This is a genomic window from Streptomyces aurantiaciflavus (genome assembly GCF_049808595.1).
GTDB lineage: Bacteria > Actinomycetota > Actinomycetes > Streptomycetales > Streptomycetaceae > Streptomyces.
On the sequence record NZ_JBNCAQ010000003.1, the window covers coordinates 275,537 to 289,475 of the forward strand.

Consider the following 13,939-nt stretch of genomic DNA (forward strand, 5'->3'; position numbering starts at 1 on the left):
CGGTCAGTTCTTCGTACGGAACTTGTGGATCGCGACCGGCGCCATCACGGCCGTGATGGCCACCGACCAGGCGAGCGTCACCCACAGGTCGTGGGCGACCGGGCCGCCCACCATCAGCCCGCGCGAGGCGTCCGCGAGCGTGGACAGCGGGTTGTAGTCGGTGAAGGCCTGCAGCCAGCCCGGCATCGACGCCGTCGGCGCGAAGATCGACGAGCCGAACTGCAGCGGGAACAGCACCAGGAAGCCCATCGCCTGCACGGACTGCGCGTTCTTCAGGATCACGCCCAGGGTGAGGAACACCCACATGATCGACGAGGCGAACACCGCCGACAGACCGACAGTCGCGAACAGACCGGGCCAGCTGGTGATGTCGAAGCCGACCAGGACGGCGACGATCATCAGCACGGTGGTCGCGAAGAGCATCCGCGCCAGCTCGACCGAGATCTTCGCGAACAGCACCGAACCACGCCCGATCGGCAGCGACCGGAAGCGGTCCATGACACCGGAGTTGAAGTCCTGACTGAAGCCGGTGCCGACCCCCTGGGACAGCGACATGCTCATCATCGCGATCATGCCCGGGATCACGTACTGCACGTACCCGTCCTGCCCGCCGCCCAGGGCCTGCCCGATCGAGCCGCCGAAGACGTACACGAACAGCAGGGTGAAGACGACCGGCATCAGCAGCGCGTCGAACATCGACTCGGGGTCCTGCTTGATCCACAGCAGGTTGCGGCGGATCAGGGCGCCGGTGTGGCGGAGGTGGCCGCGCAGCGGGATACGGGCGTCGGCGGTGGTGACGGCAGCGGTCGTCGAAGGGGCGGCGCGTAGCGCCTCGTTCAGGGTGGTGGTGGGCGACGGGTGGGCGCTCATGCGGCGACCTCCTCGCGGGTGTCGGTGGGCGTGGCGTCCTGCGGGGCACTGGCGCGGTGGCCGGTGAGGGACAGGAACACCTCGTCCAGGCTGGGCAGTTCGGTGGTGATGGAGCTGATGGTGATGCCACGCGCGGTGACGGCGCCGACCACGGCGGTCAGCTGCTCGTCGCTGAGGATCGGCACGAGGACGGAACCGCTGTCGGTGTCGACGGTCGTGGCGGCGAGCCCGGTGATGCCGAGCTCGTCGAGCGCGGAGGCGAGCGGCCGCAACTGCATCGAATCGACCGGCCGCACCCGCAGGGTCCGCCCCCCGACCTTGGCCTTGAGCTCGTCGATGGCACCGCCGGCGATGACCTTGCCGCGGTCGACGACGGTCAGCTCGGAGGCGAGCTGCTCGGCCTCCTCCATGTACTGGGTGGTCAGCAGGACAGTCACCCCGTCGCCGACCATCGTCTTGACCTCGTCCCACACCTCGTTGCGGGTGCGCGGGTCGAGCCCGGTGGTCGGCTCGTCGAGGAAGAGCACCTCCGGCCGCCCGATCATCGAGGCGGCCAGGTCGAGCCGCCGCCGCATACCGCCGGAGTAGGTGCTCGCGGGCCGCTTGGCGGCGTCCGTCAGCGAGAACCGCTCCAGCAGTTCGTCGGCGCGGGCGCGTGCGTCCTTCCGCGGCAGGTCGAGCAGCCGGCCGATCATGTAGAGGTTCTCCCAGCCCGGGAGCTTCTCGTCCACGGAGGCGTACTGGCCCGTCAGGCCGATCACCCGGCGCAGCTGCCGGGGCTGGCGTACGGCGTCGTAGCCGGCGACGGTGGCCTGGCCGGCGTCGGGGGAGAGGAGGGTGGACAGGATGCGGACGAGGGTGGTCTTTCCGGCGCCGTTCGGGCCGAGGACCCCCATGACGGTGCCCTCCCGCACGTCGAGGTCGACGCCGTCCAGCGCCTTGGTCTCGCCGTAGTGCTTCACCAGCCCCCGCACGGTGACGGCGCTGCCGGCGCCGCTGGGGTTCTTGTCGATTCGCGTCATGCCGATGACGGTGTCAGCGCTCACCGACAAACCACCGACAGACCACCGACAGCCGCCGAAAGATCGCCGACACCACCGACAAATCCCCGACGAACACAGCAACCATCAATGACGAACACAGCAACCATCAATTGAGGAACCACGACGGCGAGCAACCAGGTCCGCGAGAGCGGCGCCGGTTCAGGCGCAAAGAGCGGCAGCCCGCCGACGGGGGAAGATCGGCGGGCTGCCCGGTGCGGAGTTGGCTCAGTGAACGGAGTGTTCCTCCTGCGGGAACGTTCCGCCGACGACGTCCTCCGCGAACGCCTTCGCCGCGTCGCCCATGACCGCCCGCAGATCGGCGTACTGCTTGACGAACTTCGGGACCCGACCACCGGTCAGCCCCAGCATGTCCGTCCACACCAGCACCTGCGCGTCCGTCTCCGGTCCCGCGCCGATCCCGACCGTCGGGATGTGCAGCACACGCGTGACCTCGGCGGCCAGCTCCGCCGGCACCAGCTCCAGCACGACGGCGAACGCCCCCGCGTCCTGGACGGCCTTCGCGTCCCGCAGCAGCTGCGCGGCCGCCTCCTCGCCGCGCCCCTGGACGCGGTAGCCCATGGCGTTCACGGACTGCGGGGTGAGGCCGATGTGCGCCATGACCGGGATGCCGGACTCCACGAGCAGCTCGATCTGCCGGTGCGAGCGCTCGCCGCCCTCCAGCTTCACGGCGCCCACCCCGGCCTCCTTGACCAGCCGGGTCGCGCTGCGCAGGGCCTGCACGGGGCCCTCCTGGTAGGACCCGAAGGGCAGGTCGCCGACGATCAGGGCGCGCTGGGTGCCCCGTACGACCGCGGCGGACAGCATGGTCATCTCGTCGAGGGTGACGGGCACGGTCGTCTCGTACCCCAGGTGGCAGTTGCCCGCCGAGTCGCCGACGAGCATCACGGGGATCCCGGCTTCGTCGAAGACGGACGCGGTCATCGCGTCGTACGCGGTGAGCATGGGCCACTTCTCGCCGCGCTCCTTGGCGGCGGCGATGTCGCGAACGGTGATGCGGCGGGTGCCCTTGCCTCCGTACAGCGCCTTGCTGCCGTCGGAGGGCCTGTTCTGCACAGTCTGGGCAGCCGAAAGCTGCGTCATTGCAACGGCTCCTTACGTCATCTCGAGGCGCCCTCACGGCGTCCCCGGACCACCTCCATGGTGGCACCTCGTGCCAGGGAGGACCAGAGCGCCCTCTGTGGGTAAAGCCTCAGTAAGGAATTCCGATACGAGACCGTCTCGTATCGAAATGGTCGTAGCCTCGGCAGCATGACTACTGCTGCCGTCCCCTCCGGCCCCCGGATACCGGAAGCCGTGCACCGGCGCCGCTGGGCGATCCTCGGCGTGCTGATGCTGAGCCTGCTGATCGTCGTCCTCGACAACTCGATCCTGAACGTCGCGATCAAGACCATCTCCACCCCCGCCCCGGTCGGCCTGGGCGCCACCCAGAGCGAGCTGGAGTGGGCGATCAACTCCTACACCCTCGTCTTCGCGGGCCTGCTGTTCTCCGCCGGCCTGCTCGGCGACCGTGTCGGCCGCAAGAAAGTCCTGCTCGGCGGTCTCGCCGTCTTCGGCATCGGCTCGGCGCTCGCCGCCGAGTCCGGCTCGCCCGCCCAGCTCATCGCCTTCCGCGCGCTGATGGCCCTCGGCGCCGCGTTCGTGATGCCCGCGACCCTCGCCGTCCTCATGAACGTCTTCGAACGCGAGGAGCAGCCCAAGGCGATCGGGATCTGGGCGGGCGGCGTCGGGCTCGCCATCGCCATCGGGCCCATCACCGGAGGTCTCCTCCTCGACCACTTCTGGTGGGGTTCGGTCTTCCTCATCAACGTGCCGATCGTGCTGCTCGCCATCGCGCTGATGCTGTGGCTGGTGCCCGACTCCCGCGACCCGAACCCCGGCCGGATCGACCCCGTCGGCGTCGTCCTGTCCGTCGTAGGGCTGGTCCTGCTGGTCTACGGCATCATCCGGGGCGGCGAGCTCGCCGACTTCGCCGACCCGACCGTGCTGGCCACGATCTCCGCGGGCCTCGTCGTCCTCGTCGGGTTCGTCGTCTTCGAGAAGCGCAGCGACCATCCGTCCATCGACATCACGTACTTCAAGAGCCCGGTCTTCTCGGCCGCGATCTCCGTCATCGCGCTGGTCTTCTTCGCGTTGATGGGCGTGACGTTCTTCTCGGTCTTCTACACCCAGAGCGTGCGCGGCTACTCGCCGCTGCAGACCGGCCTGCTGATGCTGCCGCTGGCCGCCGCCCAGATGATCTTCGCGCCGCGGGCCCGACTGGTCGTCGACCGCTTCGGCAACAAGGCCACGACCACGGCCGGCATGCTCGTCATCGCGGCCACACTGGTCGCGTTCGCCACGCTGGACGCGGACACCCCGATCTGGATCCTGGAGGTCGTCTTCTTCTTCATGGGCGCCGGAATGGCCCACATCATGACGCCGACCAGCGTCGTCATCATGCAGGCCCTGCCCCGCGAGAAGGCCGGCTCCGCCTCCGCCCTCAGCAACACCTTCCGCCAGGTCGGAGGCGCGCTCGGCATCGCCGTCCTCGGCTCGGTGCTGTCGACCTCGTACCGGGGCGGCATCGAGGACCGGCTGGGCGTCGTACCGGCGGGGCTGCGCGAGACGGCGGGGGAGTCCATCGAGGCCACCCTGGGCGTCGCCGCGAAGCTCGGCCCGCAGGGCAGGTCCCTGGTCGCCCCGGCCCACGACGCGTTCCTGCACGCGATGCACGTCACCGCGCTGTGCGGGGCCGGGGTGGCGGTCCTCGGCGCGGTGGTCGTGGGGCTCTTCCTGCCCGGCAGGCCGAAGGCGCCTCAGGAGGCCGCGAAGGAAGAGGAGTTGGTGCAGGCGGACTCGTAGGACCGGCCTGCGGCCGCCCCGCTGAGCGACAATCACCCCAGTGCGAAGAAGGGACGGACGGACGTGAGTCTCGCGCGGAACGGCGCCGGTGTGGAGCAGCCCAGTCGGGGGCGACCCCGTAGCGAGGCGGTGGAGCGGGCCATCATCGAGGGGACGATGAAGCTGCTGGAGGAGGGCGTTCCGCTCGGTGAGGTGTCCATCGAGCGGATCGCCCGGACCGCCGGCGTCGGCAAGGCGACCATCTACCGCCGCTGGAGCGGCAAGGAGGAACTCTTCGTCGACGTCCTGCGGGCCGCCGAACCGGAGGACCCCGAACTCCCCGGCTCCTCCCTGCGCGACGACCTGATCGTGCTGCTGGAGTCGGTGCGCCGGCGCGGACTGGCCACCCGGTCCTCGGCGATCCTGCACAACGTCCGGGCGCAGATGAAGAGCAGCCCCAGGATCTGGGCGGCCTACCACAACACGGTCGTCGAACCCCGCCGCAGGATCGGTCTCGAGGTGGTGCGCCGCGGCCAGGAGAACGGCGAACTGCGCACCGACCTCGACCGCGAGCTGCTGTACGACCTCTTCATCGGCCCCATGCTGGTCCGGGCCGTCCTGCACCCCGACTCCGACCTCCCGGAAGGCCTCGCGGAGCAGATCGTCGACACGCTGCTGGCCGGTCTACGGCCCGTCAGTTCCCCGGCGACCGCGCCCGAATGTGAGCGTTTCGTCACAGACCGGCCCTCGTGACCCCGGACCGGAACTTCTGACGCCGACCCGTTCGTCCTCGCCCCCGTACGGCCGTCATGGGACGGCGGGATCCAAGCCGATCATCCCCTAGGGTCATACACGCGGGGGGCGAACGGTGTGCACGGCAGGCAGTGAGGCGACGGTATGGCGCAGCAGGCGTACATGACGGAGACGGACAACGGCGGCTCGGGGCCCGAGCGCCGGGAAACCCGGCTTCGGCGCCTGCTCGGACGTCTGGCCGAGCGGCTGCCGGCGAGCTGGCGCGGCGACCCGAGGATCTGGCGCCGGGGCCTCGTCGTCGCCCTGCTGGCCCTGTCGCTGGCCCTGGTGATGGTGCTGCACTCGCGTATCCCCAACCGCTTCGGCAACCTCGGCAGCCTGACGGAGACGTTCCTGCCGTGGCTGGGCGTGTTCATCCCGCTGCTGCTCCTGCTGGCGGTGGTGCGCAGGTCGGCGACCGCCCTGATCGCGGTGGTCGTCCCGGCCGTGGTCTGGCTGAACCTCTTCGGCGGGCTGCTCACCGACAAGACCGCCGGCGGCGGCGACCTCACGGTGGCCACGCACAACGTCAACGCCGACAACACCGATCCGTCCGGCACCGCCCGCGACGTGGCCGCGTCCGGCGCGGACGTGCTGGCCCTGGAGGAGCTGACGGCCTCGGCGGTGCCGGTGTACGAGAAGGCGCTGGCGGCGACGTACAAGTACCACTCGGTGCGGGGCACGGTCGGGCTGTGGAGCAAGTACCCGATGAGTGACGTCGCCGACGTCGACATCAAGCTGGGCTGGGTCCGCGCGATGCGGGCGACCGTGACCACGCCCGAGGGGCCGGTCGCCTTCTACGTCGCCCACCTGCCGTCCGTACGCGTCAAGCTCCAGGCCGGGTTCACCGCCCGGCAGCGCGACAAGAGCGCGGACGCGCTGGGCGAGGCGATCGCCGCCGACCCGCTGAGCCGGAAGATCCTGCTCGGCGACCTGAACGGCACGATGAACGACCGCTCCCTCAACGCCGTCACCTCCCAGATGCGTTCGGCGCAGGGCGCGGCCGGCAGCGGCTTCGGCTTCAGCTGGCCCGCGTCGTTCCCGATGGCGCGCATCGACCAGATCATGGTGACCGGCGTGGAGCCGGTCACCTCGTGGACCCTGCCGGAGACCGGCAGCGACCATCTGCCGGTGGCGGCGCGTGTGAAGGTCACCACATCATGACCCGGTGAGCTGCCGGAATACGGGGCCGGAGCGGGTTTGTTCCGCAGTTGAACATACGATGGAACCGAACCCCTCTCCCTGAAAGGCACAGGCTTCTCCATGCCCCTGGCCCTGCTCGCCCTCGCCGTGGGTGCCTTCGGCATCGGCACCACCGAGTTCGTGATGATGGGACTGCTGCCCGACGTCGCGGACGACCTGCACATCTCGATCCCGACGGCCGGACATCTGGTCTCCGCGTACGCGCTCGGCGTCGTCATCGGCGCCCCGCTGCTGGCGGCGGCGACGGCACGGCTGCCGCGGCGCACGGTCCTGGTCTCCCTGATGGCCCTGTTCGTGGCGGGCAACGCGCTGTCCGCGTTCGCCCCGGGCTACGACTCCCTCCTGGCCGCCCGCTTCCTCAGCGGCCTCCCGCACGGCGCCTTCTTCGGCGTCGGCGCGGTGGTCGCCACCAGTCTGGTCGCGCCGGAACGCAAGGCCCGCTCGGTGTCGCTGATGTTCCTCGGCCTCACGGTCGCCAACATCGCGGGCGTTCCGGTCGCCACGCTCGTCGGCCAGCACCTGGGCTGGCGGGTCACCTTCCTCGGCGTGAGCGTGATCGGGCTCGCGGCGATAGCCTTCCTGGCCGTACTGATCCCGGCCTCCCGCACGCACGCGGCACCCGCCACGGGCCTGCGCGGCGAACTGGCGGCGCTGAAGTCGCTCCCGGTCTGGCTGGCACTCGGTACGACGGTCGCGGGCTTCGGCGCGCTCTTCGCCGCGTACAGCTACGTCACGCCGATGCTGACGGACGCCGCCGGGTACGCCGACTCCAGCGTGACGGTGCTGCTGGCGCTGTTCGGCGTGGGCGCGACCATCGGCAACCTGCTCGGGGGACGCCTCGCGGACCACGCGATGCGGCGCACGCTGTTCGGGGGCCTGACCTCCCTGGCGGCCGTCCTGACCCTCTTCCCGCTGCTGATGCGCACGCAGTGGAGCGGTGCCCTGGCCGTCGTCCTCCTCGGCGTCGCGGCCTTCGTCGCCGGCACCCCCCTCAACCTGATGGTCATGGAGAAGGCCTCCTCGGCCCCCTCCCTCGCCTCCTCCGCCAACCAGGCGGCCTTCAACCTCGCCAACGCCGGCGGCGCCTGGATCGGCGGCCTCGCCCTGGCAGCGGGCTTCGGCGTGACGTCCCCGGCGGTGGCGGGCGCGGCCCTGGCGGTGCTGGGCCTGGCAGTGGCCGGCGTGGCGTACGGCGTGGACCGGCGCCGGGCGTCCACCGGAGCCGCCGGGCACCCCGGCCGGGAGCGGATCGTGGCGACGCATGTGCCGGAGGCGGTGGAGGCGGGGGCGCGTCGCTGACGAACCTGGTGCGATGCGCCGTACGGGAGCGGTCCGGTGGGCGGCCGCGGGTTCGTCGTGGCTGGTCGCGCAGTTCCCCGCGCCCCTGGGGCGCCGGGCTTCGCCCCGGCCCCCCAACTCCGCCCGGGGGCGGGTTGGTGGGCAAAGAGCCCGGTTACCCGTCGAAGCGGGCCAGGTCCCGCAACCAAACCGTCGCCGAGCTGTCGGACGGTGCCCGCCAGTCGCCGCGCGGGGAGAGCGAACCGCCTGCCGAGACCTTCGGCCCGTTCGGCATGGCCGAGCGTTTGAACTGCGCGAACGCGAAGAAGCGACGGCAGAAGACCTCCAGCCACCGACGGATCTCGGGCAGGTCGTAGGCGACCCGCTTGGCCTCGGGGAAGTTCGGCGGCCAGGCGCCGGCCTCCGGGTCGTGCCAGGCGTGCCAGGCCAGGAAGGCGATCTTCGACGGCCGGAAGCCGTACCGCAGGACGTGGAAGAGCGTGAAGTCGTGCAGCGCGTACGGGCCGATCTTGGACTCGGTGGACTGCATCTCCTCGCCCGGTACGAGCTCCGGGCTGATCTCGGTGTCGAGGATCGCGGCGAGCGTCCCGCCGGTCTCCTCGTCGAACTGGCCGCTGCTGATGACCCAGCGGATCAGATGCTGGATCAGCGTCTTCGGCACGCCCGAGTTGACGTTGTAGTGGCTCATCTGGTCGCCCACGCCGTACGTGGACCAGCCGAGCGCCAGCTCCGACAGGTCACCGGTGCCGAGCACGATGCCGCCGCGCTGGTTGGCCAGCCGGAACAGGTAGTCGGTGCGCAGCCCGGCCTGCACGTTCTCGAAGGTGACGTCGTACACCGGCTCGCCGGAGGCGAACGGGTGGCCCATCTCCTTCAGCATCAGCCGCGCGGTGGGCGTGATGTCCAGCTCGGCCGCGGTGACGCCGAGCGAGTTCATCAGCTTGTGGGCGTTGGCCTTGGTGTGGTCGCTGGTGGCGAAGCCGGGCAGCGTGAAGGCCAGGATGTCGCTGCGCGGGCGGCCCGCGCGGTCCATCGCGCGGGCGGCGACGATCAGCGCGTGCGTGGAGTCCAGGCCGCCGGACACCCCGATGACCACCTTCGGGCCGCCGATCGCCGCCAGCCGCTGCTGAAGGCCCGCGACCTGGATGTTGTACGCCTCGTAGCAGTCCAGGGCGAGGCGGTCGGGGTCGGCCGGCACGAACGGGAAGCGCTCCAGGCGACGGCGCAGCCCCAGGTCGGTGAGCGGCGGGTCGAGCTCGAACGTGACCGTGCGGAAGTCGCCGGTCCGCGCGGCGTGCGTACGGCGGTTGTCGTCGAACGTGCCCATCCGCTGCCGCTCCTGCCGCAGCAGGTCGAGGTCCACGTCGGCCACCGCGTAACTGTCGCCGAGCGGGAACCGCTCGGTCTCGGCCAGCAGCACGCCGTTCTCGTGGACCATGGCCTGGCCGTCCCAGGACAGGTCGGTGGTCGACTCGCCGAGGCCGGCCGCCGCGTAGACGTACGCGGCGAGGCAGCGGGAGGACGCCGAGCGGCACAGCAGCTTGCGGTCCTCGGCCCGCCCGACCGTGATCGGGCTTCCCGAGAGATTGACGAGGACGGTCGCACCGGCGAGAGCCGCCTCCGCGCTGGGCGGCACCGGCACCCACATGTCCTCGCAGATCTCCGCGTGGAGCACGAGCCCCGGGACGTCGTCCGCGGCGAACAGCAGATCCACGCCGAACGGCACGGTCTCGCCGCCGACGCGGATCGACCCGCCGCGCTCGTCGGCGCCGTCGCCGATCTGCCGACGCTCGTAGAACTCCCGGTAGTTCGGCGGGTACGACTTGGGCACGACGCCCAGGACGCGGCCGCGGTGCACGATCACCGCGCAGTTGTAGACCCGGTTGCGGTGGCGCAGCGGGGCGCCGACGACCAGCACCGGCAGCAGATCCACCGAGTCGGCCACGACCTCCTTCAGCGCCTCCTCGACCTGGTCGAGCAGCGCGTCCTGCAGCAGCAGGTCCTCGATCGAGTAGCCGCACAGCACCATCTCCGGGAAGACGGCGACGGCCACCCCCTCCCCGGCGCACCGGCGCGCGTGGCGCAGGACCGCTTCGGCGTTGGCATGCGGGTCCGCGATGACGGTGTGACCCGTGCATGCCGCGACGCGTGCGAAGCCGTGCTGATAGATCGACCAGAAGTTCAACGGAGGCACGAGGAGCAGTGTAATCGTCAGAGAGACGCGATGGGGTGGCGTGAGATGTCGCACACCTCACGCCACCCCATACGGCGCTGCCTGTGGCGTCAGCGTCGCCGGTACGACTCCACGTAGCCGTTCGCGGGCGTGCCGACGCCGGTGACGTCGTCGTAGCCCTTCACGGCGGACAGCGAGCTGTCCTTGCCGAGGCTGCGTACGGAGGTCAGCAGACCGTCCGCCGCGTCGTAGCTGTTGGCGTAGTCGACGCGCGCGACCGCGAGGCCGGAGCCCGTCGGATTGTCGGTGACGTCGTGATAGACCCGCGTCCCGAACTTGGAGTAGATCACCGGGTTGGCGAACCCGATCGCGTGGCCGCCGCGCGCCTGCTGGGCGAGGGCCTGTACGGCGGCGATGACCGGCGCGGCCAGCGAGGTGCCGCCGATGCGGTACTCGCCGTACTGCTGCGAGCCGTCCGGGAAGGTCTGCGTCTGCCCGACCTTGAAGCCGGTGTTGGGGTCGGCGATCGCCGCGATGTCCGGGACGACCCGGTTGCCGGCGGCGCTGTTGGCCGTGGCGAGCGCGTCCGGGACGACGCCCTTCTGGTAGTACGGCTCGGCGACCGTCCTGCTGGTGCCGCCGCCCGCGCCCGAGGTGAACGCGCCGGGGAAGCCGTCCCAGCTCTTGCCGTCGGCCGACAGGGCTGCCTTCTCCGTGCCCCAGCCGGTCTCCCACAGGTACGTGTCGCCCTTGCCGACCGCCAGCGAGGTACCGCCGACCGCCGTCACCCACGCCGAGTTGGCCGGGGTGTCGACCTGCTTGGTCCCGGTGTTCGCGACCTCGTCGCCGTTGTCGCCGGAGGAGAAGTAGAAGCCGATGCCCTCCACCGCGCCGAGCTGGAAGACCTGGTCGTAGGCGGCCGCGAGGTCCGGCGTCTGGTTGGCCTCGATGTCACCCCAGGAATTGGAGACGATGTCGGCCAGACGGTTGTCGACGACCTTGCCGAGCGAGTCGAGCAGGTCGTCGTCGTAGCAGGAGGCGGCGCCGACGTAGGTGACGTTCGCGGCGGGCGCGACCGCGTGCACGGCCTCGACGTCGAGGGTCTCCTCGCCGTACCAGCCGGAGGCGTCGCACTCCTTGGTCTTCGTGTAGTTCTTCGGCAGCACCTGGGTGAGCTGACCGGTCTTCCAGGCCGCGTCCCCGTGGTTCTTGGCGTAGGTGGCCGCGTCGTAGGCGATGGTCGGCGAGGCGTACGCGTCGGTGATGGCGATGCGCACCCCCTTGCCGGTGTACGTGCCCGCGCCGTACGCGGCCCGCAGCTGCTTGCCGGTGTACCCCTGCACGGCGTACGGGATCTTCGTGCCGTACGCGTCCGGAAGCGTGGTCGCGATGTTCGAGCCGTAGTACGACGAGAACGGGCCGGCGTTCCTGAACACGGCGGCAGGCGGCGGGAGTTGGTCCTTGGCGCTCGCCCGGTGCGGCGCGTTGTCCAGGCCGGTCACCGTCAGGACCGCGCCGTCCAGGCTCGCGGGCGCCGAGGCGGTCGCCGCGGGCGCGCGGTAAGTCGTCGAGCCCTTGGCGTAGTTGTGCAGCTGGGTGCCGAAGGCATTCTCGGCGGCGGCCACGTCACCGGTGACGGAGACGTAGTGCCGGGTGACGCCCGTGACCTTCAGACCGGCCGACGTCAGCCAAGCTCTGACCGCGGCGACCTGCGCCGCGGTCGCGCCGAAGCGGGCCTGCGCCTGCTGTGCGCTGAGGTACTTGCCGTAGGCGGGTGAACTCGGGTCGGACACGGCCTTCGCGTAGCGGGCGAGACCGGCGGCGTCCCGGCCGGCGAGGTAGACCCGCGCGGTCACCTTGGAACTGTCCGGGGTGGCGCCCCGGTCCGCCTTGGCCGTGGCCCACGCCGGCCTGGTCCCGGCCAGCGGATCACGGGCCGGGCCGTCCGCGGCGTGCGCCGCGGGGACGCCGAGCGCGAGCGCGCCGGCGATCATGGGCAGTGTCGCTGCCATGCTCGCCCCGGCGCGCAGGGCGGCGCGGTTGGATCTCATGGGACCCCCTGTGGGTGGTTCGTCACGAGTGGATCACTCGACGCTCGCCACTCTGTCGATGAACCGTTCATGCCAGGGGAATGCGGAACCCAAGAAGAACCCTGCCCGGACCAAGAAGAGTCCAAGTGATCGAAAGGCAGGGTGATTTGAGGCTTACGCCCGACGAGGCCGACACCGCGCCGCCACGGGCGTGATCCGCCGGACCGGCCCTACGCCCGGGGTGCGGCGCCCCGCTCCTTCAGCAGGTCCGCCATGAGCCGCAGTTCCGACTCCTGCGCCTCGACCATGCCCTGCGCGAGCCGCTTCTCCACGCCGACCGTGCACTTGGCGACACAGCCCTCGGCCATGTGGATGCCGCCCTTGTGATGGTCCGTCATGAGCTGCAGGAAGAACACCTCGGCCTGCTTGCCGTTGAGGGTTCCCAGCTTCTTCATCTCGGCGTCGGTGGCCATGCCCGGCATCAGCGCGCCGTCCTCGCCGGAGGCCATGCCACTCATGCCCATCCAGGCCATCGGCTCCTGCGAGGACACCTTCGGCAGCCCCCACAGATCGAGCCAGCCGATCAGCATGCCGCGCTGGTTGGCCTGCGTCTGCGCGATGTCGTAGGCGAGCCGCCGCACGTCCTCGTCCCGGGTGCGGTCGCGCACGATGTACGACATCTCGACGGCCTGCTGGTGGTGCACCGCCATGTCCCGGGCGAAGCCGGCGTCCGCCGAGTCGGCGGACGGGACGTCGGCGCCGTTGTCCCCGGCGACGGAGTAACTGATGGCCCCGGCCGCGACCAGCACCCCGGCCACGGCCACGGCGACCCCCGCGTACCTCACTGCGACAGACCGCCCGTGCACGCGGCCCCCGGCTCGGGCGTCTGCTCGCCCTGCACGAACTTCTCGAAGAACTTGTCCAGGTTCGGGTCGCTCGCGCCGGTCACCGTCCGCTGGTGCCCCCACGCCGTCAGCACGATCGGGTCGGCCTGCTTGTCGTCCGGGCTCATCAGCGTGTACGGCGTCTTCTTCACCTTCGCCGCGAGCGCGTCGACGTCCGCCTTCGAGGCCTTGCTGTTGTACGTCACCCAGACCGCTCCGTGCTCCAGGGAGTGCACGGCGTTCATGTTGTTCAGCGCCTTGCCGTAGACGTCGCCGTTGCAGTTCATCCAGGCCTGGTCGTGGTCCCCGCCGACCGGCGGCTCGGTCGGGTACTTCACGGTCTTGGTGACGTGGGTGCGCCCGAGCGTCCCCTTCCACGTCCGCACCCCGTCCGAGCCGGTGACGAACTTCCCCGCGGTCGCCTTGGCGTCGGTGGAGGAGTCGTCGTCCGCCTGCGTCTGCACCAGGAACACGGTCCCCGCCACGAGCCCGGCGACCACGACGACGCTCGCCGTGATCGTGAGGATCCGGTTGCGCCGCTCACGCGCCTGCTCGGCTCGCCGCATCTCCTCTATGCGCGCCTTGCGCGCCGCGTTGGTGCTGTTCTTGGCGGAACCCATGGGGCCTGTCCTTCGGTGGAGGGGCGGACGGGGTGAGGCGTACGGGGTGTTCGGGGCGTGCGGGTCCGCTGATCGTAATAGGGAAGGGCGGGGATCTCGTAGGCAGGTCACAGCCAACTGCCGACCGGACGGACACCGAGACGGCCCCCGGGATAATTTGAAGCGAAGATGCGTATTATCTACG

At 70.6% G+C, this 13,939-nt stretch carries 11 protein-coding genes; 4 read left to right on the forward strand and 7 right to left on the reverse strand.

The window, feature by feature from the left end; genetic code table 11:
- Positions 1-3: 3 nt before the first annotated feature.
- The 3 genes from ACPT94_RS04730 to panB all read right to left on the reverse strand — a co-directional run bounded on the left by ACPT94_RS04730 (position 4) and on the right by panB (position 3,014).
- Entirely contained in the window at positions 4-870 is an 867-nt protein-coding gene (locus ACPT94_RS04730) for an ABC transporter permease (protein WP_360338990.1), read from the reverse strand.
- The gene (locus tag ACPT94_RS04735) at positions 867-1,892 is read right to left on the reverse strand and encodes an ATP-binding cassette domain-containing protein (protein ID WP_425245179.1); all 1,026 of its coding nucleotides are present in this window, start codon (positions 1,890-1,892) and stop codon (positions 867-869) included. The genes ACPT94_RS04730 and ACPT94_RS04735 overlap by 4 nt, the downstream gene beginning before the upstream one ends.
- Positions 1,893-2,138: 246 nt before the next feature.
- Complete coding sequence (gene panB, locus ACPT94_RS04740) at positions 2,139-3,014, reverse strand: 3-methyl-2-oxobutanoate hydroxymethyltransferase (protein ID WP_360338984.1); 876 nt, start codon at positions 3,012-3,014, stop codon at positions 2,139-2,141.
- Between the two features lie 168 nt (positions 3,015-3,182).
- Between panB and ACPT94_RS04745 the strand changes: the two genes are divergently transcribed.
- The 4 genes from ACPT94_RS04745 to ACPT94_RS04760 all read left to right on the forward strand — a co-directional run bounded on the left by ACPT94_RS04745 (position 3,183) and on the right by ACPT94_RS04760 (position 8,048).
- The gene (locus ACPT94_RS04745; protein WP_425245180.1) at positions 3,183-4,775 is read left to right on the forward strand and encodes an MFS transporter; all 1,593 of its coding nucleotides are present in this window, start codon (positions 3,183-3,185) and stop codon (positions 4,773-4,775) included.
- A 63-nt stretch (positions 4,776-4,838) separates the two neighbouring features.
- Positions 4,839-5,507 (forward strand): TetR/AcrR family transcriptional regulator, encoded by a 669-nt coding sequence (locus tag ACPT94_RS04750; RefSeq protein ID WP_360338978.1) that lies wholly within the window; start codon positions 4,839-4,841, stop codon positions 5,505-5,507.
- Between the two features lie 144 nt (positions 5,508-5,651).
- Positions 5,652-6,710, forward strand: coding sequence for an endonuclease/exonuclease/phosphatase family protein (locus ACPT94_RS04755; protein ID WP_360338975.1), 1,059 nt, complete (start codon positions 5,652-5,654; stop codon positions 6,708-6,710).
- Between the two features lie 99 nt (positions 6,711-6,809).
- On the forward strand, positions 6,810-8,048 hold the full coding sequence (locus ACPT94_RS04760) for an MFS transporter (protein WP_360338972.1): 1,239 nt from the start codon (positions 6,810-6,812) through the stop codon (positions 8,046-8,048).
- Positions 8,049-8,202: 154 nt separating this feature from the next.
- On the opposite strand, the gene ACPT94_RS04765 is transcribed toward ACPT94_RS04760, so the two are convergent.
- From ACPT94_RS04765 to ACPT94_RS04780, 4 genes are all read right to left on the reverse strand, one after another.
- Positions 8,203-10,242, reverse strand: a complete 2,040-nt coding sequence (locus ACPT94_RS04765) for an NAD(+) synthase (RefSeq protein ID WP_360338969.1) — start codon at positions 10,240-10,242, stop codon at positions 8,203-8,205.
- A gap of 89 nt (positions 10,243-10,331) precedes the next feature.
- On the reverse strand, positions 10,332-12,272 hold the full coding sequence (locus ACPT94_RS04770; RefSeq protein WP_425245181.1) for a S53 family peptidase: 1,941 nt from the start codon (positions 12,270-12,272) through the stop codon (positions 10,332-10,334).
- 209 nt (positions 12,273-12,481) lie between these two features.
- The gene (locus tag ACPT94_RS04775; RefSeq protein ID WP_425245182.1) at positions 12,482-13,096 is read right to left on the reverse strand and encodes a DUF305 domain-containing protein; all 615 of its coding nucleotides are present in this window, start codon (positions 13,094-13,096) and stop codon (positions 12,482-12,484) included.
- Positions 13,093-13,755 (reverse strand): thioredoxin-like domain-containing protein, encoded by a 663-nt coding sequence (locus ACPT94_RS04780; RefSeq protein ID WP_360338960.1) that lies wholly within the window; start codon positions 13,753-13,755, stop codon positions 13,093-13,095. The genes ACPT94_RS04775 and ACPT94_RS04780 overlap by 4 nt, the downstream gene beginning before the upstream one ends.
- Positions 13,756-13,939: the final 184 nt, after the last annotated feature.